The sequence below is a fragment of the Empedobacter sedimenti genome, from assembly GCF_030005555.1.
Classification (GTDB): Bacteria; Bacteroidota; Bacteroidia; order Flavobacteriales; family Weeksellaceae; genus Empedobacter; species Empedobacter sedimenti.
In genome coordinates this window covers 184,854-208,514 of record NZ_JASCQG010000004.1, presented here as the reverse complement: position 1 = coordinate 208,514, position 23,661 = coordinate 184,854, and the positions used below count along the sequence as shown (strand labels likewise).

24 protein-coding genes are annotated in these 23,661 nt (G+C 32.5%); 10 read left to right on the top strand and 14 right to left on the bottom strand.

Going from position 1 to position 23,661, the window contains the following annotated elements; all coding sequences use genetic code 11:
* Window positions 1–78 precede the first annotated feature (78 nt).
* Window positions 79–1,128 carry an endonuclease gene (locus tag QHG34_RS06185; RefSeq protein ID WP_282629331.1) on the top strand — a complete coding sequence of 350 codons (1,050 nt, stop codon included), beginning with the start codon at window positions 79–81 and terminating at the stop codon, window positions 1,126–1,128.
* Window positions 1,129–1,185: 57 nt separating this feature from the next.
* Here the strand turns inward: QHG34_RS06185 and QHG34_RS06180 are convergent, their stop codons facing one another.
* From QHG34_RS06180 to ruvB, 7 genes are all read right to left on the bottom strand, one after another.
* Entirely contained in the window at window positions 1,186–1,701 is a 516-nt protein-coding gene (locus tag QHG34_RS06180) for a hypothetical protein (protein WP_282629330.1), read from the bottom strand.
* 29 nt (window positions 1,702–1,730) lie between these two features.
* Entirely contained in the window at window positions 1,731–2,150 is a 420-nt protein-coding gene (locus QHG34_RS06175) for a hypothetical protein (RefSeq protein ID WP_282629329.1), read from the bottom strand.
* Window positions 2,151–2,214: 64 nt separating this feature from the next.
* On the bottom strand, window positions 2,215–2,742 hold the full coding sequence (locus tag QHG34_RS06170) for a hypothetical protein (protein ID WP_282629328.1): 528 nt from the start codon (window positions 2,740–2,742) through the stop codon (window positions 2,215–2,217).
* The gene (locus tag QHG34_RS06165; protein ID WP_282629327.1) at window positions 2,735–3,415 is read right to left on the bottom strand and encodes an SH3 domain-containing protein; all 681 of its coding nucleotides are present in this window, start codon (window positions 3,413–3,415) and stop codon (window positions 2,735–2,737) included. Before QHG34_RS06165 ends, QHG34_RS06170 begins: the two co-directional genes overlap by 8 nt.
* A gap of 61 nt (window positions 3,416–3,476) precedes the next feature.
* Window positions 3,477–4,424, bottom strand: a complete 948-nt coding sequence (queG, locus tag QHG34_RS06160; RefSeq protein WP_282629326.1) for a tRNA epoxyqueuosine(34) reductase QueG — start codon at window positions 4,422–4,424, stop codon at window positions 3,477–3,479.
* 3 nt (window positions 4,425–4,427) lie between these two features.
* On the bottom strand, window positions 4,428–4,865 hold the full coding sequence (locus tag QHG34_RS06155) for a hypothetical protein (protein ID WP_282629325.1): 438 nt from the start codon (window positions 4,863–4,865) through the stop codon (window positions 4,428–4,430).
* A gap of 9 nt (window positions 4,866–4,874) precedes the next feature.
* Window positions 4,875–5,912, bottom strand: coding sequence for a Holliday junction branch migration DNA helicase RuvB (gene ruvB, locus QHG34_RS06150; RefSeq protein WP_282629324.1), 1,038 nt, complete (start codon window positions 5,910–5,912; stop codon window positions 4,875–4,877).
* 108 nt (window positions 5,913–6,020) lie between these two features.
* Here ruvB and hemH point away from each other — a divergent pair, with 108 nt between their 5' ends.
* The 5 genes from hemH (at window position 6,021) to hutI (ending at window position 11,442) form a co-directional block, all read left to right on the top strand.
* Window positions 6,021–7,004: a ferrochelatase gene (gene hemH, locus QHG34_RS06145; protein ID WP_282629323.1), complete on the top strand. Its 984-nt coding sequence runs from the start codon at window positions 6,021–6,023 to the stop codon at window positions 7,002–7,004.
* Window positions 7,005–7,080: 76 nt separating this feature from the next.
* A complete protein-coding gene (locus tag QHG34_RS06140) occupies window positions 7,081–8,181 on the top strand; it encodes a DUF3078 domain-containing protein (protein WP_282629322.1) in 1,101 nt (366 codons plus the stop codon).
* A 23-nt stretch (window positions 8,182–8,204) separates the two neighbouring features.
* Window positions 8,205–9,257, top strand: a complete 1,053-nt coding sequence (locus tag QHG34_RS06135; RefSeq protein WP_282629321.1) for a DUF3078 domain-containing protein — start codon at window positions 8,205–8,207, stop codon at window positions 9,255–9,257.
* 285 nt (window positions 9,258–9,542) lie between these two features.
* Entirely contained in the window at window positions 9,543–10,079 is a 537-nt protein-coding gene (locus tag QHG34_RS06130; RefSeq protein ID WP_282629320.1) for a GNAT family N-acetyltransferase, read from the top strand.
* Window positions 10,080–10,212: 133 nt separating this feature from the next.
* Window positions 10,213–11,442 carry an imidazolonepropionase gene (gene hutI / locus QHG34_RS06125; protein WP_282629319.1) on the top strand — a complete coding sequence of 410 codons (1,230 nt, stop codon included), beginning with the start codon at window positions 10,213–10,215 and terminating at the stop codon, window positions 11,440–11,442.
* On the opposite strand, the gene QHG34_RS06120 is transcribed toward hutI, so the two are convergent.
* Window positions 11,432–12,742, bottom strand: a complete 1,311-nt coding sequence (locus tag QHG34_RS06120) for a DUF4026 domain-containing protein (protein WP_282629318.1) — start codon at window positions 12,740–12,742, stop codon at window positions 11,432–11,434. The two genes, hutI and QHG34_RS06120, sit on opposite strands and share 11 nt — an antisense overlap.
* A gap of 150 nt (window positions 12,743–12,892) precedes the next feature.
* Between QHG34_RS06120 and QHG34_RS06115 the strand changes: the two genes are divergently transcribed.
* The 3 genes from QHG34_RS06115 (at window position 12,893) to QHG34_RS06105 (ending at window position 15,177) form a co-directional block, all read left to right on the top strand.
* Complete coding sequence (locus QHG34_RS06115; RefSeq protein WP_282629317.1) at window positions 12,893–13,753, top strand: YicC/YloC family endoribonuclease; 861 nt, start codon at window positions 12,893–12,895, stop codon at window positions 13,751–13,753.
* Window positions 13,753–14,319, top strand: a complete 567-nt coding sequence (gmk, locus tag QHG34_RS06110; protein WP_282629316.1) for a guanylate kinase — start codon at window positions 13,753–13,755, stop codon at window positions 14,317–14,319. Before QHG34_RS06115 ends, gmk begins: the two co-directional genes overlap by 1 nt.
* A gap of 87 nt (window positions 14,320–14,406) precedes the next feature.
* Window positions 14,407–15,177 (top strand): alpha/beta fold hydrolase, encoded by a 771-nt coding sequence (locus QHG34_RS06105; protein WP_282629315.1) that lies wholly within the window; start codon window positions 14,407–14,409, stop codon window positions 15,175–15,177.
* A gap of 34 nt (window positions 15,178–15,211) precedes the next feature.
* Here the strand turns inward: QHG34_RS06105 and QHG34_RS06100 are convergent, their stop codons facing one another.
* From QHG34_RS06100 to mutS, 5 genes are all read right to left on the bottom strand, one after another.
* Window positions 15,212–15,973, bottom strand: coding sequence for a C40 family peptidase (locus QHG34_RS06100; RefSeq protein ID WP_282629314.1), 762 nt, complete (start codon window positions 15,971–15,973; stop codon window positions 15,212–15,214).
* Window positions 15,973–16,620: an O-methyltransferase gene (locus QHG34_RS06095; protein ID WP_282629313.1), complete on the bottom strand. Its 648-nt coding sequence runs from the start codon at window positions 16,618–16,620 to the stop codon at window positions 15,973–15,975. Before QHG34_RS06095 ends, QHG34_RS06100 begins: the two co-directional genes overlap by 1 nt.
* Before the next feature lie 155 nt (window positions 16,621–16,775).
* The gene (gene acs, locus QHG34_RS06090) at window positions 16,776–18,680 is read right to left on the bottom strand and encodes an acetate--CoA ligase (RefSeq protein ID WP_282629312.1); all 1,905 of its coding nucleotides are present in this window, start codon (window positions 18,678–18,680) and stop codon (window positions 16,776–16,778) included.
* A gap of 98 nt (window positions 18,681–18,778) precedes the next feature.
* Window positions 18,779–19,582 carry a M48 family metallopeptidase gene (locus QHG34_RS06085; protein ID WP_282629311.1) on the bottom strand — a complete coding sequence of 268 codons (804 nt, stop codon included), beginning with the start codon at window positions 19,580–19,582 and terminating at the stop codon, window positions 18,779–18,781.
* Between the two features lie 10 nt (window positions 19,583–19,592).
* Window positions 19,593–22,148 (bottom strand): DNA mismatch repair protein MutS, encoded by a 2,556-nt coding sequence (gene mutS, locus QHG34_RS06080; RefSeq protein WP_282629310.1) that lies wholly within the window; start codon window positions 22,146–22,148, stop codon window positions 19,593–19,595.
* A gap of 80 nt (window positions 22,149–22,228) precedes the next feature.
* On the opposite strand from mutS, the gene QHG34_RS06075 reads away from it, so the two are divergent.
* A complete protein-coding gene (locus QHG34_RS06075) occupies window positions 22,229–22,759 on the top strand; it encodes an RNA methyltransferase (protein WP_282629309.1) in 531 nt (176 codons plus the stop codon).
* Between the two features lie 50 nt (window positions 22,760–22,809).
* On the opposite strand, the gene QHG34_RS06070 is transcribed toward QHG34_RS06075, so the two are convergent.
* Window positions 22,810–23,655, bottom strand: coding sequence for a hypothetical protein (locus tag QHG34_RS06070; protein ID WP_282629308.1), 846 nt, complete (start codon window positions 23,653–23,655; stop codon window positions 22,810–22,812).
* Window positions 23,656–23,661: the final 6 nt, after the last annotated feature.

Below are 23,661 nucleotides of genomic sequence, written 5' to 3'. Positions count from 1 at the left end.
ATTTTAGATTAAATTTCATTTACTAATTAATTATTATCACTTATAAATACTTAATTTCGCACCAAATTTTAGGTATTTATGAAGAAATTTATACTCTTTTTACTTCCTTTATCATTATCTGCTCAAATTCCTGATTATTATGAAGGACTTGATTTTAAGAAAGATGGAAAAACAATAAAAGAGGAGTTACACGATTTAATTACGGCAACACATCAAGCTGTTAGCTATACACCTGGTGTTTGGAATATTTTAGATAAATCTGATTTAGATCTTAATTCGCAAGGAAAAGTCTTATTGATTTATGGTTTTACAGATAATTCTACAACTTATTCTGAGCAACGTACAAGAGATGTAAACAACAAGAACAACACAGGAGGAAACGCAAATGGAAAATGGGAACGTGAACATGTTTTTCCTAAATCATTAGCGGTTCCTAAACTTGATACTGATCGTCCAGGAACAGGTACAGATGCACACAACTTAAGAGCTGTTGATCGTCAAATAAACTCTACAAGAAGTAATAATCCATACCGTGAAAAATGGGATCAAGATATTACTGGTCAAGCAAAATTAATCAATGGAGGTTTTTATCCTGGCGATGAATGGATTGGTGATGTTTCGCGTATTATTATGTATATGTACGTGCATTACGGATTAGAAACTGATCCGCAACAAGTTGCTATCAATAAAAAAACAAGTAATAATGATGGAATGCCAGATATGTTTCTGAAATGGAATATGATGGATAAAGTTTCTGAGTTTGAAAAAGTTCGAAACGAAATTATTGCCGAAAAACAAGGAAGTAGAAATCCGTTTATTGACAATCCATATTTAGCAACATTAATTTGGGGTGGAGATATTGCTGAAAATACTTGGAGCGAATTAAGTACGATTAATTATGATTTTCAGGCTATTTCGGTTACCGTTTCACCAAATCCTGCAACAGATAAAGTAAAAATTGATGCTAAAAACTTTATTGATGCAAGTTTGTATGATCTAAATGGACAATTGCTAGCAACACAATTAACGAAAGAAATCAGTCTTTCTCAATTTCCTGCTGGTGTTTATATACTAGCCATTCACCTAGAAGATGGAAACATTGTAACTAAAAAAATTATTAAAAAATAAATCTCAATAAAAAAAAAACCAACTCTTAAGAGTTGGTTTTTTTTTTATGTTTGATTCTTAACAACCTTCATTATACATCACATCAAAAGAAGTAACCTTTCCGTTGACTAACTTAAATTGCAACATAGATCCTGTGTCATAATCATCAACATTAAAATATCTAAATGATTTTGTTCTATTTCCGCTTACATCATCATAACCATCATAAATAGAGATATTCAAATTTTTATACTTAGAAATTAATTCATCTAAAGTAGATCCTATTTTGATGCCAGAAAGTGTTTTTAAACTTGAATCTGTCGATTTTACACTGTAAACAGTTAAATTGTTTGTTCCATTTCCATCTCCATTTGATGTCAATCCAACTTTGTATGTCACTCCTTTAGAAACGATTGTTAAATCTCCTTCTGGATAACCATATTCATTTAATTTCAACTTAAATTTTTGTCCAGTTAACTTTTCTAATTCAGACAATTTCATTCCAAGTTTTATATCGTTAATACGTGTTGTAGAAACTTGTGCTTGTAAAGCGATTCCAGCTACGAAAGCTGCAATAAAAAATATTTTTCTCATAGTTTTTAGTTTTTATTTAAAAGGTTTTATTATAAAGTACATTCTTCTGGGTTATATGAATTTATATTAATTTTTGTCACAATTTCATTTTTCAATTCAAAAATCAACATCGTTCCATTTTCTTCATCTTGAATTCTAAATTCTCGGAAATTATTTTCAGATTTACTCAAAAATACATTGTATTTAGATGAATAAGCATTCCATAAATCTTCTACCGTATTTCCTACTCCAACACCAGATAAAGTTTTAATCGCTTTACTCGTTGTCGAAATCGATCCAAGATACGTATCTCCTTCTCCCTTGCTCAAATATCCTTCTTGAATATAAATCGTATAATTAATTCCGTTAACTTTTATATTTGTCTCGTTATTATCTGCTATTGCTGCTGGCTTATTTCCTAATAATTTCATGATTTGAGCTGGTCGCATACCAATTTTCAGCTCATTCATTTTTGTTGTCGAAATTTGAGCAAAACAAAACGTTGAAAAGCAAAACAGTAAATAGGTAATGTATTTAGTTTTCATAAATATTATTATTTAAATATCCCGACTCATTCATCAGTGCAATTTTAACCACTTTATTATTTTTCAAATAAAAATCAAGATTACATCCATTGTCTAAATCATTTATTGTAAAAACACGCGTCGATTTTGTTTCCTCATCTTCAAAAATATTTTGTACCGAAATATCATATTTTTTGTAAATTTTCCACAAATCACTTAATGTACTTCCAATTTTTATGCCTGATAAAGTAGAAAGTGATGGATTTGTAGAAGAAACCATATAAACCTCAAATTGCTTTGTTTTCAGATTATTATAATACGAAACATGGTATTTAACTCCATTTATTACAATATCTTGTTCTGGCATTTGCTCATTCGTTGTATCATAAAGCGCCAATTTATTTGATAATAACGCAACTTCTCTTTGCGACATATTATAGGCAATATCTCCAAATTTAGCTGTTGATATTTTCTGAGCAAAAATAGAAGTCGAAAACATCAATAATGCAGGAACAATGTATTTTAATTTTCTACACATAATAATTAATTTGAGCAATATGTTTCACTATTTTACCATTCTCCAAAACCCAAAGTGCATCATAAACACCCGCTCCATCACTATAAGTACCAAACAAATAATATTGATTTAACTCTTTATTGTAAGTAAGTTTTGTTGCTGATAAATTAGCATTGTATAAATTGGTAAAATAGTATTTCGGAAAACTAATTTCTTTTCCTTTGAACGAAATTTTGAACGACTTGAATTCTGTTTGAGGAACCATTCCATCCGAGCCAAAGAAATCTTTTTCATCTATTGCATAAACAAAATCACCTTCTTTGAAAATTTTATGCTTTTTCGAATTAAACTGTTGCGTTTCTAGCTCAATTTTATAATCTGAAGTAGAAAATTCCACTTTATTATCGTTTTTTGAAATTGGAGCAATTGATTCAAAATCTTCTAATTTCTTGATTCTATCATGAAAAATATAACCTGATTTTTCAGTCTGAAACTCTGCTAAATACCATTTAGAATTTTCTTCATCATTGTCTATTGGTAAAATAGTGTTCGAGTTAACTTTAGCTAAAATAGTAGATGTTGTATTTTTTTCATCTCTCACATTAACAAAACCATCTTTATCCTGTACAATTCCAAATTGTGCTTGCGCAAAATAAGATAAAATTAATGTGCTAAAAAGTAGACTTTTCTTCATTTTTCTGATGCGATTTCTTCGAAGTAAAACTAGCAAAATCTGCACCAAAATTATTCACGAATTATAGTGATTTTACAAAATCGATATTTCTTTTCAAACCATCATATTTTGTACGTTTGACAGGTGATTTCTTAAAAATTTCTCGAAAAACATCTTCCGTAATTTCTTCCCAATCTTTTTTCGAGAATTGATTAATTTTCTCATGACCAACAAAACGAGTTTCTTTCGTTGGCAACGAAAAACGATTCCACGGACAAACTTCTTGGCAAACATCACAGCCAAAAATCCAATCGTCAAATTTACCTTTCATTTCGGTCGGAATTTGGTCTTTCAATTCAATTGTAAAATATGAAATACATTGACTTCCATTCACCGTTTTATTTGGTAAAATAGCATCTGTTGGGCAAGCATCTATGCAACGTGCACAATTTCCACAATGATCAGTTTCGATTGGAAAATCATAAGCTAAATCCAAATCAATAATTAATTCGGATAAAAAGAAAAACGAACCTTTTTGTTTGGACAACGTCAACGAATTTTTTCCAACCCAACCAATTCCAGCTTTTTTTGCCCAAGCATGTTCCAAAACTGGTGCTGAATCGGTAAAAGCTCTTCCGCTCACCTCTCCTATTTCGTCTTGAATAAAATCTAACAATTCGCGCACTTTTTCCTTCACGACAAAATGATAATCTTCGCCTTGTGCGTACATTGCAACTTTGTATGAGTCTGGATTTCGATCTAAATCTTGGTAATAATTATACGCCAATGAAATTACAGATTTTGCTCCTTCGACCAAAATTCGAGGATCCAATCGCATATCGAAATGATTTTCCATATACTGCATTTCGCCATGAAAATCATTCTTCAACCAAGCTTCTAAATGAGGAGCTTCTTCTTCCAAAAAATCTGCTTTGGCTATACCACAAGAAATAAATCCCAACGCTTCAGCTTTTTCTTTGATGCGATGGGACCATTTTATTTTGATATGTTCTTCAGTTTGAAGGAGCATTTGTTATTTTGTGTTTAAATCCCCAAAACATATACCATAATAGATAATAAAACCTCCTAGAAAAAAGAATAATCTATAACCAAATTCTATAGAGTTTGTATTATTCAAAAAAAATTTTAATGGTTGTTTATTTATATTTTCAATGTTATTTGTTAAATGAAATTTTAAAACATTCTTTACTACTAAACTAGGAATTAGAACAGCAAAAAAACTTAAAAAAAATAATCCTATTATGCCAAAAGCTACGTTTGTGTGAAATTCTCCTTCTACGTTAAAATTCATATAGTTTAATATCATTACAAAAAGAATAAAAAATACAAAACTTCCTAAAAGACCAAATCCTAAAAAAAGTAAATATTTTTTACGAGGATATAATACAGGTAATCCTAATATAAAAAATCCATGAAAAAAGATAAATAAAAAATAAATTAACGTTCTCATTTTTGTAGGCTACAAATCAAACAAATCGGTTTGAGGAGAATTTTCTCCGCGATATTTTACGCCAATATGTTTGAAAGCTTTTTCAGTTGCAACACGCCCACGCGCGGTACGCATCAAATAACCTTCTTGAATGAGATACGGTTCGTAAACTTCTTCTAATGTTCCACCATTTTCTCCAACAGCTGTTGCTAAAGTTGTAATTCCGACCGGTCCTCCTTTGAATTTTTCAATAATAGTTGATAAAATTCGATTATCCATTTCATCTAAACCATTATCATCAACTTTCAAGGCTTTTAGAGAAAAATCAGCAATTGATAAATCAATTTTTCCATTTCCTTTTATTTGAGCAAAATCTCTTGTTCTTCTCAATAATGCATTTGCAATACGAGGTGTTCCACGACTACGACCTGCAATTTCTATCGCCGCTCTTTCGTCAATTGGTGTATCTAAAATACGAGAAGATCGCTCAACAATCGAACTTAATAATTCGACATTATAATATTCGAATCTAAAATTGATTCCGAAACGAGCACGAAGTGGAGCTGTTAATAAGCCAGAACGTGTTGTTGCTCCGATTAATGTAAAAGGATTAAGACCAATTTGAACCGAACGTGCATTTGGTCCAGATTCAATCATAATATCAATCTTAAAATCTTCCATTGCCGAATACAAATATTCTTCGATAACGGGCGACATACGATGGATTTCATCAATAAAAAGTACATCATTTTCTTCCAAATTCGTTAACAAACCAGCTAAATCACTTGGTTTATCGAGAACTGGACCAGAAGTAATTTTGATTCCAACGCCTAATTCATTCGCAATAATATTCGCCAACGTCGTTTTTCCCAAACCTGGAGGTCCGTGCAATAAAACGTGATCCAAGGCTTCGCCACGAAGTTTAGACGCTTTTACGAAAACTTCTAAATTCTCGAGAATATGCGCTTGTCCAGCAAAATCATCAAAGCTTTGCGGACGAACAGTATTTTCGTTATTTAAATCGTCATCTGGATAAAATTCTTTATCAGGATTTAACAAATCTGACATAAAATTATGATATAAATTATAATGATAACATTACGAAGGACAATTTAAATTATCCGCCGTACTTTTGCAATTACAAAGAACGCAATATTTTTTTAGATAAAAAGAATTATGAGCAAAGGAATATTATTAGTGAATTTAGGTTCGCCAGATTCTACGAATGTTGAAGATGTAAGAACTTATTTACGCGAATTTTTAATGGATAAAAAAGTTTTAGATTCTCCTTGGATTATTCGTAAAACTGTTGTTGAATTATTTATTTTACCAAAAAGACCTGAAAAATCTGCAGAAGCTTACCGAAAAATTTGGACAAAAGAAGGATCTCCTTTAATTGTTTACTCTAAAATTTTGAGAGACATGGTACAAAAACAAATGGATGTACCTGTTGTTTTAGCGATGCGCTACAAAAATCCATCTATAGAAGCTGGTTTAGAAGAATTATATAACAAAGGAGTTCGTGATATTTTGGTTGTGCCATTGTATCCGCAATATACCATGTCTTCTACTGAAACTGTTGCTGATAAAATTCTTGAAATCCAAAAGAAGAAATATAAAGATACCAATATCAATTTCTTGAAAGCTTTTTACAATCATCCTGATTATATAAAAGTTTTGGGAGATTCAATCAAAGAAAAATTACCAGAAAATTTTGATAAATTATTATTTTCTTATCATGGTATTCCAGAACGTCACGACAACAAAGCACTTCGTGCTGCAAAAGTGAGTAAATTACCGATTGAAACTTATCGCAATCAGTGTTTTGAGACGACACGTTTGGTAACCGAATATTTACAATTACCGGAAGATAAATACACCACTTCTTTTCAGTCTCGTTTAGGTCGTGACCCTTGGATTAAGCCTTATACAGACCATATGTTAGAAGATTTTCCGGGACAAGATGTCAAAAATTTAGCAATTTGTACTCCTGCATTCGTTTCTGATTGTTTAGAGACTTTAGAAGAAATTTCGATGGAAGGTCGCGAAGAATTTTTGAAAGCCGGAGGAGAACAATTTACCTACATTCCTTGCCTTAATGATCGTCAAGATTGGGTTGATGTATTGGTAAAATGGCTAAAAGGGTGGCAAAATAATTAGAAAGCACTTATCTGTACAAAATAAATTAAATATCTTTGTTTGAAATTATCCATTTCGAACAAAGATATTTTTTATAATGAGACTAATTTTCTCAATCATTTTTTTAGTATTGTCTTTATTTACATCAGCTCAATTCTTAGATACAAGTGGTAATCTAATTATTGATGGTCGTAAATATCTTAAATCTAAGGTTGATACAACTGGTCGAAAATCGGGTTGGGAAATTTATGGAGCAAATACCTTAACTGTTAATCAGAATACCTTTTCTAATTGGATGGCTGGAGGTGAAAACTCGGTTTCTATGAATGGTAAAGTTGATTATGAATTCAACTTCCGAAAGAAAAAACATTTTTGGGATAATCGTTTTATACTTGAATACGGTTTTTTAGATAACAAAACCAACGGAACTCGTAAAACAGCCGATAATATAAACATCACTACTTCGTATGGGTATTTGCTGAAAGAAAAATGGTATTTAACTTCATCACTTAATATTCGTTCGCAATTTGCCGCTGGTTACAATTATAGTACAAAGCCAAAAACAAAACTATCCAATCTATTTGCTCCTGCCTATATTACAATAGGGATTGGTGCTAATTATACACCAAATTCTAACTTCTCGTTAAGTTTTCATCCTATCACATCACGCACAACTATTGTTGCAGATACAGATTTACAAAAAAAAGGAACTTATGGTCTTAAAAATGATGGTGACACATTCTTATTTGAAGTTGGTGCTTACTTAGGAGGACGCTATAAATTGAAATTATTTGATAATGTAACCTACGATAATAACTTTGGTTTCTTTTCTAACTACTCGCACAAATTTTACAATGTAGACATCGTTTACGCTGGTTTATTGGACATGAAAATTAATAATTTTATGTCTACTCAACTTACGATTAATCTAATTTATGATGAAGATCAAGTAAAGCAAACCCAGTTTAAACAAGCTTTAGGAATTGGATTAACCTATAAAATTGATAGTACGAAGAAAAAGGAAAAAAAGAAAAGACGTAAGAAAGAGATTCTTCCTTATTTTGATACTTCTGGCATTTCGCCAATCAATATTCCAAAGTTCAAAATCAATAAACAAAATTATGATCGTGTTTTCGAAAAAAATACGATTGATGAAAAATCAACTTATATAAAATCCGAATCTATTTTACTAGAATAACTTAATAAAAAACAATCTATAATATGAAAAAACTCTTATTTGCATTAGCTATAATTAGTACAACAACATCTTTCGCCCAAACGGTAAAAGACGGAAAAGTTGCAACAGACAGCAAACGTTATTTAAAAGATCAAAAATTTGATGGTCGTCAACCAGGCTGGTTTGTTTCTGGTAATAACTCACTTTTATTTTCTCAAAGTGCATTCTCTAACTGGGTTGCCGGAGGTGTAAACTCTTTCGCCTTAAATGGTAGTTTAGATTATGAATTTAATTTAACAAGAGAAAAACATATTTGGGATAATCGAGTTGTTTTGGGCTACGGAATCCAAACCAATAAAGGAGAAAGTTCTCGTAAAACAAATGATGTGATCGACCTTACTTCGTCTTATGGATACAGTATCGGAAATCATTGGTATTTAGCTGCTGCTATGAATTTCCGCACACAATTTACAGAAGGTTTTGATTATGGAACAGATCCAAAAACAAAGATTTCAAACTTAATGGCGCCAGGTTATTTAAGTTTAGGTTTAGGTGTTGATTATAAACCAAACGAAAATTTCCAAGTTAATATTCATCCTCTTACACCAAGAATGACTTTTGTATTGGATAAAGATTTACAGAAAAAAGGAAATTTTGGTCTTAAAAATGATGGAGACACAACTTTATTCGAGTTTGGTGCATATTTAGGTGCACGCTACAAACTACAAATTATGGAAGGAATTTCGTATGATAATCGTTTAGGAATTTATGCAGATTACCTAAAAAATGTTGGAAATATGGACGTTGCTTATCAAGGAATTTTGGATATGAAAGTAAACAAATTTGTTTCAGCACAAGTAAGTTTAAACTTATTGTATGACGAAGATCAAATCAAGAAAACACAAATAAAACAAACCCTTGGAATCGGATTTAATTATAAATTTGATAACACACCACCAAAAGTTGAAGAAGCTCCAACGACAGCTTTTATGCAAGAAGCTCCAATTTTTGAAGAAAAGAAAGATACATTAACTATTGCGACAAATGTATTACGAAGAGAACCAATTCTTAATGAAACAAAATTAGTTACTCAATAAATTTTTAAACCTGCTTATAACAAGCAGGTTTTTTATTTTTCTTATTTTTACAACTCAATAGAAAAATAAAATGACAAGAAATATTTTTGGCGCACTACTACCACAAGTTTTAATTATTATTTGGGCTGCATACGAACTTTATTTAGGTTTAACGCTTGATAAAAATTCCAAAATATTCTTCAGTTCTTTAGCAATCCTAGTTTTTGTTATTTTCGCTATTATTACATTCGTTAAAGTGATCAAATATCCTAACGATCCCACATACTTAAAGAAAAAGTAATTTATATGAATCTGATTCTTAAAACGGAACGATTAACGCTAAGACCAGTAACAATTGATGATACAGAAGTTATTCATCAATTACATTTGATTGAAGAAGTTGATCAATACAACACTTTAGGAATACCAGAAAATATAGAGGTTACCATTCTTCATGTAAAAGATTTAGTAAATTCTAATCAAACTGAACCTCGTAAAGCTTATACTTTTGTTATCGAAAATAATCATCAATTTGCTGGATTAATTTCTCTAAATTTAGGTCGAACTAAATACAAAAATGCAGAAATCTGGTTCAAATTGCATCCCAATTTTTGGAACAAAGGAATTGCAACAGAAGCTTTAAGAGAAATTATTTCGTTTGGATTTAACACGCTTAATTTACATCGAATCGAAGCTGGATGCGCAGTAGACAATATTGGTTCTTACAAAGTTCTTGAAAAAGTTGGCATGATACGAGAAGCGCATACAAGACAATTACTTCCTCTAAAATCTGGTTGGGCAGATAATTATGGTTACGCTATTTTATCGACTGACTTACGATAAAAATTAAGTCATTCCAAACTCGTTCTGGAATCACATCTCGTTAAAATAAAAACTTCGAAGTTCGGTAAACGAGTTTCGAAATTCGAATACAATCTCCCTTAAATTTCGTAAACTTGTGTTATAAAACAACAAAATGAAATTAATCGGTCCATTCAAACAAATCGTTACACTTGCCAATCTACCTCTAAAAGGAAAAATTAACGAAGAACAACTTCAAATTATCGAAAATGGTGGAATTATAATTAATAATGAAACAATTGTAGAAATTGGAGATTTCGAAACGCTTTCTCAACAACATCCAACCATCGAAATTGAACAAATTGAAACGGAGCAAATTCTTCTTCCTGGTTTTGTAGATTCTCATACGCATATTTGTTTTGGAGGAAATCGTGCCAAAGATTTTGCCATGCGCTTGGATGGAAAAACCTACTTAGAAATTGCCGAAAGTGGTGGTGGAATTTGGTCTACCGTAACACAAACTCGTAATAAAACTGTTGATGAACTGAAAGATATTACACTAAAACATATCGATCAGTTAGAGAAGCAAGGAATTACAACTGCCGAAGTAAAATCTGGTTATGCACTTTCTGTTGATGGCGAAATTAAGATGTTGGAAGCAATAAATATGGCAAATCAAGAAAGTGAAATTGATTTGGTACCAACTTTTTTGGGCGCACATATGAAACCAAAAGATTTTGAAGGATCAAACCAAGAATATTTAGAACTTTTGGTAAAAGAAGTTTTTCCAAAACTGAAAGCTGATGATTTAGCAAATCGTGTCGATATTTTTGTGGAACAATCTGCTTTTTCGGTTGAAGAAGGCGATTATTTCTTGAATGAAGCAAAAAATCAAGGATTTGAAATTACGATTCACGCTGATCAATTTACAGCTGGAGGAAGTTATTTAGCGACAAAATATAATGCGTTGAGTGCAGATCATTTAGAATTTTCTAGTGATGAAGAAGTGAAAAATCTTGCCAATTCTGATGTTGTTGCGACAGTTTTACCAGGCGCTTCAATCGGTTTGGGAATGCAATATGCGCCAGCTCGAAAATTGTTAGATGCTGGTTGTTGCGTTTCTATTGCTTCTGACTGGAATCCTGGTTCTGCACCAATGGGAAATCTTTTAACTCAAGCTTCTATTTTAGCAACTTTCGAAAAATTATCAATGGCGGAAGTTTTAGCTGCAATTACTTTTCGTGCTGCAAAAGCATTAAATTTAACTGATCGTGGAACAATAGAAAAAGGTAAAAAAGCCGATTTTATCAGCTTCTCTACTTTTGATTATCGTAATATTATTTATCAACAAGGACAATTACAACCAACTTTCGTTTGGAAAAATGGCGAGTTGATTAATCAATAGTGTAAATATTATCAGGAGTGATGGTGTTTGTCGGCGTGTAAATTAACCAATCGGTAATCATTTCTTGCGGATAAAGACCTTCATCTCCTTCATTCAAACCTTCTACAGCATAAGGACGATTCAAGCAAACACCAAAAATTTCGTTGTTTTCATTGATTCCGTACACATCAAACCAAATATGTTCCTTATTCATTTCATGATCAACATCAAATCCTAATTTGATTAAAAATCGATAATAATTTTCTTCACCTGCTTCTGGATTAAAATACGTGTTAAATGCTTTTTTATACGATTCAAAACGTTGATAAGCCAAAGCTGACATTCTTTCCGTTTCCTGATCGCTGATAAAGAAAATCGGATTATCTGCAATTGTTGCTGCATAAACTTCTGGCGTCAATGTATGTCCTTCTTGTACCGCTAACAAAACGCCACAAGGTTCGTAATTTTCGTTTTCTGGCTGACGCTCATTGTAACCTCCTGGAATTTTTGCAGGATAATCTTTTACCACATCTTCCCAACGTTTCCAACAAAATGTAATGTCCAAACCATCATAACCAATATTAAATTCTTCATTTTCTGGCGAACGAAAATCTGGTTTGATAAACGCATTTACAATCATATCCAAAGCCGAATTCATCTGCTCTACTCCATCTTTGATGTTCAACATTTCCAATTCCACAGAACCACAACGATGCAAACCATGCGTATGCATCCAATACACGCGATCACCATTTTCGTCCTCATCATAAACGCCATGTATCACATATAAATACGAAGGCGCAGGCGGAATTTCTGACTCTGCTGTTACTTTAGCCCATTTCCCAGAAAGCAAACGATAAGGCATAAAATCGACAACAATAGACGGATTCTCGACAATGGCTTGCATAATTTTTAGTTGCAAATGAAAACTATCCAACGCGTCATTTCCGAAATACATGACAGATTCTAAATAAAAATCTTGTTGCGTTGCAATTTCCATTTCTTCATCTGAAATCATATTTCCGAAACCAAATTCAGAATAATCGTTACTTCTCGCATCTACAACATACAAATTCACATCAAATTCTTCTTCCAAATAAGACACTACAAGCTGATATTCTTGCTTTACAGCTCCATTTTCGTCTTTATCAATCTCGATAAGATCAAAATTGATTAATTGAAAATAATCGGTTGATTTTAGACTATTTTCGATTGATTCTTTCGAGAATACAAAATCTTTCGACGAAGGAAAAATTCCCATTGTAGAAGGTAAACTCAATCCTTCTTCTGCAATTCCTTTGTACAATTCTTGATTTGTCATAGTATAATTTTAGTTTGATTTTTGTTAAAGATAAATGTTTTAAGTTCATTAAAATTTTAGCAAAATGTTAAACTTTAAAATCATTAAAGCTGATAATTCAGTTAACGTTACGTTTATTTATTGTAATTTTGTTCGCATAATTTTACAATTATGATAGCATCTATGACAGGTTACGGTAAAGCCGTATTAGAATTACCTGAAAAAAAAGTAACGATTGAAATCCGTTCTTTAAATAGTAAAACACTAGATTTAAATACAAGAATACCTTCTTTTTATCGTGAAAAAGAATTAGAAATCAGAAACCTTATTTCAGAAAAAGTTCAACGTGGAAAAGTCGATTTTTCGATGATGGTTGAATTAAATCCTGCTGCAAGAAATCAAAATATAAATGCTGAATTAATCAAAAGTTATATGGCAGAATTCAAATCAATCACGCCAAATGTGACTGATGGAGAATTGTTGCCTGTGGTAATGCGACTTCCTGATGTTATTTCGTACACACAAGATGATTTGGGTGAAGACGAGTGGAATCAAATTCGCGCAACTATTATTGATGCAATTAACGCTTTAAATCAATTTAGATTAGACGAAGGAAGCGTTTTAGAGAAATATTTGACATTAAACTTAACTAATATTCTTGAGCTTTTAACGCAAGTTGTACCTTTTGAAAAAGAGCGTATCGAAACAATCAAAGAACGTTTTTCTAAACGTTTAGAAGAAGTAAAAGTGGAGATTGATCAAAATCGTTTTGAGCAAGAATTAATTTTCTATTTAGAGAAATTGGACATTACAGAAGAAAAAGTTCGATTAAAAAACCATTGCGAATATTTTTTGAAAGAATTAGCTGGAACTGAATCAAATGGGAAAAAACTTGGATTTATTTCGCAAGAAATTGGTCGTGAAATCAATACATTAGGTTCAAAATCAAATCATTCTGAAATGCAAAAAATTGTTGTTCAGATGAAAGATGAATTAGAAAAAATTAAAGAACAATCGTTAAACATTTTATAATGAAAAAAGGAAAATTAATTGTCTTTTCAGCTCCATCAGGCGCAGGAAAAACAACTTTGGTTCGTTACGCTTTAGAACAATTGGAGAATATCAAATTTTCTATTTCTTGTACAACTAGAGATAAACGCGAAGGTGAAATTCACGCAAAAGACTATTATTTCTTAACTCCAGAAGAATTTAAAACAAAAATTGCAAACGACGAATTCGTAGAACACGAAGAAGTTTACCGCGATAATTTTTATGGTACTTTAAAATCAGAAGTTGATCGCATTACATCTGAAGGTAATTCTGTGATTTTTGATATTGATGTAATTGGTGCATTGAATATCAAAAAATTGTACGGAGATCAATGTTTAACGGTATTTGTAAATCCTCCATCTTTAGAAATTTTGAAAGAACGTTTGATTTCTCGCAACACAGAAAGCGAAGACAAATTGAAACAACGTTTGGACAAAGCGGGAATTGAAATGGAAAAAGCCAAAGACTTTGATATTATTTTATTGAACGACGATTTGGAAACTGCAAAAGAAAAAACCTTAGAAATTATTACAGATTTCATCAAGTAAAATTTCAAAAAAAATATACAAATGCCTCGAATAAATAAAATCGAGGCATTTTTGTAATCTTTAAATTCAGAAAAAATTACAATTAAAATGGAAAGCCAAAATAGTTTAGAAATCAACAACGCCAATATTTATTATTACCATAACGAGATAAATCCCGAAAGACCTACACTTATTTTCTTACACGATTCTTTAGGTTGTACACAGCTTTGGAGAGATTTCCCGAAAGAAGTTGCCGAAAAAACGAATTGTAATTTATTTATCTACGATAGAAAAGGTTATGGAAAATCTTCTCCTTTTACAACAAATCGTCGTGAATTAACGTATATGCACGACGAAGCCGATTTTCTGAATGATATAGTTCAACAATTTAACTTCAAAGACATTATTTTATTTGGGCACAGCGATGGCGGAACAATTGCGTTGCTTTATGCAGCGAAATATCACCAAAGCTTAAAAGGAATTATAGTTGTTGGTTCGCATGTAATTGTGGAAGATGTGACGCTAGATGGTATTAGAGAGGCAAAAATTGCTTACGCAGAAACGAACTTGAAAGAACGTTTGACAAAATATCATGGTAATAATACGCAGAAAGTTTTTGAGATGTGGACAGAAACTTGGTTACGTCCAGATTTTATTGATTTTGATATTCGTGAAGAGTTGCAAAATATCGAATGTTCAACGTTGGTTATTCAAGGAGTTGATGATGAATTTGGAACGATTGAACAAGTAAATGGAATTATCAATAATGTAAAAGGAAGAAAAGAAAGTTATCTTGTTCCGAATGCAAAACATACGCCTTACAAGGAAAATAAAACACCAACTTTGGCTAAAACAGTTGAGTTTATCAATTCTCTTTAAATAAAAAAAATCGCCTTTTTCGGGCGATTTTACTTTATATAATCTTACGAATACATCTTAATTTATGCGAATATTTCTGAGAATCTGTATTGAAAATTCCGTTTGTATCGATTGGATCAATGCGAACTTTTCCGTGTGCGTGCAAAATTTTTCCGTTACCACACATAATTCCGACATGAATAATTCGACCATCTGCATTATCAAAAAAAGCTAAATCTCCAGGTTCTGCTTCTTCAACAAAACTCAAGACATCACCCATTTCCGCTTGTTGATAAGCATCTCTCGGAATTTTGTAACCTCCTATTTTGTACACTTGTTGCGTTAATCCTGAACAATCAATTCCAAAAGAAGATTTTCCGCCCCATAAATAAGGCACATTTAAATAGGCTTTTGCAATCTCGACCAATTGTTCTTTCGATTTTTTACCAGAAGTATATACACCAAAATATTCGAAACATTTTTGTCCTATTTTGATTTTACTTTCGTTCAAAGCTCTAACCTCAGCACCAATTGTCAAAGTCATTGGCAACCCATTTTCCATCGCATGATTGTACGGATTGATGGCAAATTTCTCTATTGAATCTTTGTTGTATTCTTCTTCAGAAATTTCTACAATTTGTTTCGGATCAAGCCAACCTTCGTAACCATCAAAAGCTAATTGAACTTTCGTCCATTTTTCTAATTCTTCTAAAATAATCAACTTTTCTCCAAACAAAACCTGACTCACCATTTCTGATGAATCTCTTGCTTCGGAGCGCAATGGCGCAACACTTACTTGACAAAAGGCGTATTTCATTATTTTTTTCGAATTAACGTAATTCCATCACGAATTGGTAAAATGATCGATTCGACACGTTCATCTTTTGTTACCATCTCATTAAATTCTTTCAAGATTTTTGTCGAAGGATCTTTCTTATCTTCCTCTTCCATCATCACTTTTCCGTACCACAACACATTGTCAACCAACATTGCTCCTCCCGGACGCAAAAGTTCTAAAACTTTCTCAAAATAATAAGGATAACTCTCTTTATCGGCATCAATAAAAGCTAAATCTACTGAATTTTTCTCAATTGTATTCAATTCTTCGCGCGCATCATTGATTCTGAAATCTATTTTTTGAGCAAATTCTGATTCATCAAAATACTTTCTACAAAGATATTCTAACTCATCATTTTTATCCATCGTAATGATTTTTCCATCAGACGTTAAACCTTCCGCCAAACACAATGTTGCGTAACCTGTAAAAGTTCCTAACTCTAAAATAGTTTTAGGTGCTAAAATCTTCGACAAAATGCTTAACAAACGACCTTGATATTCGCCCGAAATCATATGTGGTTGCGTTGTACATTGATACGTTTCAACACGTAAACGACTCAAGATTTCTGGTTCTTGATCTACGTGATGATCCAAATACGATTCTAATATTGGTGAAATGTTTATCATACCTCTAAAAAGTCTACAAAAATACAAAAAATGCATTGAATATAGGCTATATAAAGGGAATTTAGATGAGAAAAATTCTACAAAATAATCAAACCAAAAAAGCATTACTTTTTGGGTAATGCTTTTTGTTTTGAAAATTATTTTGTGTCTGTTCGTTAAACTTTTCCTTTCTGAATTACAGCTACAATATCTGGATCTAACAATGTTGATGTATCGCCAAAATCAGTTTCGTCACTTGCAATTTTTCTCAAAATACGACGCATAATTTTTCCGCTTCGTGTTTTTGGTAAACCTGAAACAAACTGTATTTTATCCGGTTTTGCAATTGCTCCAATTAACTTAGAAACTCCATTTTTTATTTCTGCTTCTAATTCTGAAGAGCCTTCGATTCCATCTTGTAAAATCACAAAAGCATACAATGCATTTCCTTTGATATCATGCGGAAAACCTACAACTGCACTTTCTGCAACAGCTTCATTCTCATTGATTGCATTCTCTACTGGCGCAGTACCTAAATTATGTCCCGAAACAATTACCACATCATCTACACGACCTGTAATTCTGTAATTATCCATTGCATCGCGATACGCTCCATCTCCTGTAAAATAGTAACCTGGAAAAGTAGAGAAATAGGTTTCGATATAACGTTTGTGATCACCATAAATCGTTCTTGCCATAGATGGCCAAGGGAACTTAATAGCTAAACGACCTTCTGCTTTTTCATTAATTGTTTCCACTTCTTTTCCATTTTCATCCATCAAAACAGGCTGAATACCTGGAAGCGGTAAAGTTGCAAACGTTGGACGAAGTGGTGTAATACCTGCCATTGGCGAAATCATGATTGAACCAGTTTCGGTTTGCCACCATGTATCTACAATCGGGCAATTTCCTTTACCTACATAATCATTTAACCAGTGCCAAGCTTCTTCATTAATTGGTTCTCCAACTGATCCTAAAACTTTTAACGTTGATAAATCATATTTTTCGACATACTCTAACGATTCGCGCGCTAACGAACGAACCGCTGTTGGAGCTGTATAGAAATGTGTCACTTTTAATTTTTCGACAATTTCCCAAAAACGTCCAAAATCTGGAAAACTCGGAATACCTTCAAACATTACCGATGTTGCACCACAAGCTAGTGGACCATAAATAATGTAACTATGTCCTGTAATCCAGCCGATATCTGCTGTACACCAATAAATATCATTTGGATCCATCTGGAAAATATTGTCAAACGAATATGCTGTTTCGACCAAATATCCTCCACATGTATGCACCATTCCTTTCGGTTTCCCTGTAGAACCTGATGTATATAGAATAAATAAAGGATCTTCTGCATCCATAATTTCGGCAGGACAATTATCATCTACTTTGTGCATTTCATCAATCCAAAATTTATCTCGTCCACCAACCATCGAAGTTGGCTCAATTGCACGACGATAAACAATACAAGTCTGAATAGATGGGCAATCTTTTAACGCTTCGTCACAAATTGCTTTTAAGTTGATTGATTTAGTCCCTCTAAAAACTTCATTCGCAGTAACTAAAACTTTACATTGCGAATCATTGATACGAGAAGCGATTGCAGAAGAAGAAAAACCTGCAAAAACAATAGAATGTACGGCTCCTATACGAGCACAAGCAAGCATTGCGATAGCTAATTCAGGAATCATTGGCATATAAATACATACACGATCTCCTTTTTGCACGCCATTGTTTTTAAGAACATTTGCAAACTGACAAACTTTAGAATGCAATTGACGATAAGTGATAATTCTAGATTCTTCTAAAGGATTATTCGGTTCCCAAATCAGCGCAGTTTTGTTTCCGCTTTTCTCTAAATGTCTATCTAAAACATTCTCTGTAATATTTAATTGACCACCTTGAAACCATTTGAAATCTGCTTTTTCAAAATCATATTCTAGTGTTTTATCCCATTTCTTATGCCATAAAAAGTTATCCGCAATTTTATCCCAAAATTTTTCTGGATCTTTTACACTCTTTTTATACGTTTTCTTGTATTCTGAAAACGAATTGATTCTAAAATCATTTTTCATTGATTACTTATTTTGTGGTTTTGAATACTAAATATAAAAAAAGCGAGTCAATTTATCAAATTAACTCGCTAATAATTTTAAAATGAATAAAATCTATTCTATTTTCCTTTATACGGACTTGCATTATAATAAGCAATAGCAGTAGGTAAAGCCTCTTTTATTTTTGCTATACGAGTAGCATCAGAAGGGTGAGTGCTTAAAAACTCAGAAACACCTGCATTACCACCTTTTGCTGCCATACGTTCCCAGAAAGGAATTGCTTGTGAAGGATCATAACCAGCCATCGCCATCAAATACAATCCTGTTACATCTGCATCTAATTCCATTTTACGAGAATAGTTTAGCAATCCAACTTGAGCTCCAACAGGATACAATTGTTCAAAAACTTTTGCATATTCAGCATTACCAATAGATCCTCCAACAATTTGACCAATACCTTGCGCAGCCATTTGTTGAGAAGCTTGCTCGGCACTATGTCCAGCTAACGCGTGACCAATTTCGTGTCCTAAAACCACAGATAAACCTGTAGCATCTTTTGTTATTGGTAAAATACCCGAATAAACAGCAACCTTACCTCCTGGCATACACCATGCGTTTACTTCGTTTGCATTTAACAACGTAAACTGCCATTGGTAACCTTGTAATTGAGAGGAGATTCCTTTTTCTTGATAATATTTTTCAGCTGCGTATTTTAAACGTTCACCAACTGTCTGCACCATCTTTGCATCAGCTGTACCTGTAATTACTTTCCCTTGTTTAAGAACCTGAGAATATTGATTATAAGCTGTAGGAAATAAATCTGCATTAGAAACTAATGACAGCGATTTACGTCCTGTAACAGGGTTTGTAGCACAAGAAGCTAAGACTAAAGCTCCTGCTACGGTTAAAATTATTTTCTTCATATTTTTAAGTTTATTTACCAAGTTTCTTTTTGATTTCATTCAGTTTCATCAATGCTTCAACAGGTGTTAACGTATTGATATCAGTATTCAGAATTTCTTCTCTTATCGAATCTAAAATTGGATCATCTAACTGAAAGAAACTCAATTGCATATTATCTTGCGTTATTTTTTCGGTTTTATTTGAGATTCCTTCATCAGTTTTCGTCGCTTCCAAAACTTTCAACACATCATTCGCTCTGTCCACCACTCGCTTTGGCATTCCTGCCATTTTAGCAACATGTATACCAAAACTATGCTCACTACCTCCTGGAACTAATTTTCTCAAAAATAATATTGTATCTTTTGTTTCTTTGATACTGACATTAAAATTTTTGATTCGCTCCATTGATTTTGACATTTCATTTAATTCATGATAATGCGTTGCAAACAATGTTTTTGGTTTCAAAGCACTTTGATGCAAAAATTCCGCAATTGCCCACGCAATCGAAATTCCATCGTATGTCGAAGTTCCTCGACCAATTTCATCCAACAAAATCAAACTTCGTTCCGAAATGTTATTTAGAATACTTGCTGTCTCATTCATTTCGACCATAAACGTCGATTCGCCTGAAGAAATATTATCCGAAGCACCAACTCGTGTAAAAACTTTATCAATAATTCCTAATTCAGCTGCTTGAGCTGGAACAAAACTTCCCATTTGCGCCATCAAAACAATCAAAGCAGTTTGACGTAAAAGTGCTGATTTACCAGACATATTTGGTCCAGTAATCATAATAATTTGCTGATGATCCGAATTTAACTCAACATTATTCGACACATATTGTTCGCCAATTGGTAATTGTTGTTCAATTACAGCATGGCGACCTTCTTTTATATTTAACTCAAAACCATCATTAAGAGAAGGTTTAGTGAAATTATTTTTCTCAGCTATTTCCGCAAAAGTTGACAAAACATCCAAAAATGCAATTGCTTTTGCCGTTTGTTGAATCGGTAAAAGTTTAGTGATAATTTCTTGTAATAATTCAATAAATAATTGATTTTCTATTGCAAGAATTTTTTCTTCTGCACCAAGAATTTGCGTTTCGTATTCCTTTAATTCTTCGGTAATATAACGTTCTGCATTCACCAAAGTTTGTTTACGAATCCATTCTTCTGGCACTTTATCTTTGTGCGTATTTCGAACTTCAATATAATAACCAAACACATTATTGAATGCAACTTTCAAGGAAGAAATTCCAGTTCGTTCAGTTTCGCGCTGACACATTTGATCCAAATAATCTTTCCCAGAAAACTGAATTTTTCGTAATCGATCCAATTCTTCAGAAACACCTTCTCTAATCACATTTCCTTTTACAATTTGATGCGGAGGTTCATCAGAAAGTGTATCAAAAATCTTTTGCGTTAAATCATCAATTGGTTCGATTCTAGAAAATAAATCTGCAACTTCTTTGATATTTGATTGTTCAGCAACTTCTTTTATTTCTTCCGAAATTTTAAGACTTTGTGCTAATTGTTGTAATTGACGAGGTGTAATTTTACCTGTCGAAACTTTTCCAGCCAAACGTTCTAAATCGGTTAATTGACCTAATTTTTCTCGCAAATCGTAACGTAAATCTCCAAATTTGTAGAAATATTCGACAATATTTTGACGACGTTGAATTGATTTCAAATCTTTCAATACCATCACCATCCAACGATTCAGCAAACGAGCACCCATCGGAGTTTTGGTATCATCTAAAACATTTAATAACGTAACACCTTTTGGATGCGGCGAATAAACCAATTCGAGATTGCGAATCGTAAATGGATCCATCCAAACAAAACTATCTTGATTAAGACGCTGAATAGATGTTAAGTGCTGAATTTCGAAATGATGCGTATCGTCCAAGTAAGCTAAAATAGCACCAGCAGAAATAATTCCATCTTTTAAATCCTCTATTCCAAAACCTTTCAGATTCTTAGTTTTGAAAAGATTGGTTAATTTATCAATTGCAAAATCATATTGAAAAGCCCAATCATCCAACAAAAATTTACTTTTGACATCAGAAAAATTATATTTGACACGTTTCTGGTAAATCACTTCACTTGGACGAAACGATTGAATAATTTTTGCTACTTGATCTTCTTGTCCTTCAGAAACTAAAAATTCTCCCGTCGAAACATCTAACAAAGCTATTCCAAATGCTTTATCACCTTGATGAACAGCCATCAAAAAGTTATTCGATTTTGACGATAAAACCTCATCTTGCAACGCAACACCAGGCGTAACCAACTCTGTTACACCACGTTTTACGATACCTTTTACCATCTTTGGATCTTCGAGCTGATCGCAAATTGCAACACGCAAACCAGCTTTCACCAATTTTGGTAAATAAGTATTCAAACTATGATGAGGAAAACCTGCCAAAGCACTATTATCAGAGCCATTGGCGCGTTTCGTTAAAACTATATCTAAAATGCGAGAAGCTCGCACAGCATCTTCTCCAAATGTTTCGTAAAAATCTCCCACACGGAACAACAACATTGCATCAGGATATTTCGCCTTAATCGTGTTATATTGTTTCATTAGAGGAGTTTCCTTATTCTTTACTACTTTTGTCAAATTATTATAAATTTTGAACAGCTAAGTTAGTTAAAAACGAAGTGATGAGAAAACTAAAATTAGACGAATTAGGTCGCGTTTCTGCGGAAGAATATAAAGCTATTGAAAAACATCCGATTGTTGTGGTGTTAGATAATGTGAGAAGTATGCATAATGTTGGTGCGGTTTTTAGAACTTCGGATGCATTTTTAATTGATAAAATTTATTTGTGTGGAATTACAGCAACTCCACCTCATAAAGAAATTCATAAAACAGCCATTGGTGCAGAAAATTCTGTTGATTGGGAATATATAAAAGATTCGAATGAATTGGTTGCAAAACTGAAAGAAGAAGGTTACCAAATTGTAACGATTGAACAAACGGAAGGTTCTGTTTTGTTAAATGAATTTGAAGTTGACCAATCTCAGAAATATGCTATTGTAATGGGAAATGAAGTAGATGGTGTTCAACAATCAATTATCGACCAATGTGATACGTGTATCGAAATTCCACAATCAGGAACAAAACATTCGTTAAATGTTTCTGTTTGTACAGGAATTATTTTGTGGAAATGGTATGAAGGATTTATGAAATAGCGGTAAGCAAAAATAAAAACTCCAACTTTTCATCAAGTTGGAGTTTTTTGTTATTGATTAATTCTTAAAATTCTTAAAGACTTAACGATATCAGTTGTATTTCTTCCAATTATACCAGAATCTGTACTATAATTAGTTTTTCCAGCTGGTTTAAATATCACAATTCTTACTTCATCATTTACATTAAATTGATGTATTATATTAGGAATTGTTAAAGTTTGTGACATTCCACTTGCATTCTGTTCAATAGGAAGAGTATTCGAAAAAATATTGATCCAAGTAGAACCTCCATTTATAGATTTTTGAACAACCAGTACTATCTGAGTATCACTACTTGCCAATACTGTATTTGCTTTAAAAGTCACCATCCCTGAAATTTGAAAGTAAGAACTTTTTAAAAATTTAAACCTATTCGTTCCTAATTGAACATCTGTCGGATTAGCTATTTTAACATCCCCATTATTCCAATAAATCTCAACCGGAGTAGGAGAATTTACTGTACTTAATTGGTTTGTTGTAGTAAAGTTTTGGGTAGTTGTAGACACTGCAGCGAAATCTTCAGGTAACTTTAACGATCTAATCTCTGGTAAGTTGCTTATTTTTTGCCATGTACTTCCATCCCATACAACAAACGAATTTGCTTCAATAATATTTGGACTTGATCCTGAAGCTAATTTATTATAAGCTGTCATGCCTATAACTGGATTTTGAATTGTAGTTATATCTTTATTATTAAGCAACTGAACTCTTGGTGGTAAAAATCCTTTTTTGGGAGAAATATTAGCTGTATTTAACTCTAAAATTGAGGATTGATCTGGAATAACATTCCCTACAGAAACCTGTGCATTAATGCATATTCCCATTAATAAGCAGAATATAAATTTACTTTTTTGCATAATTAT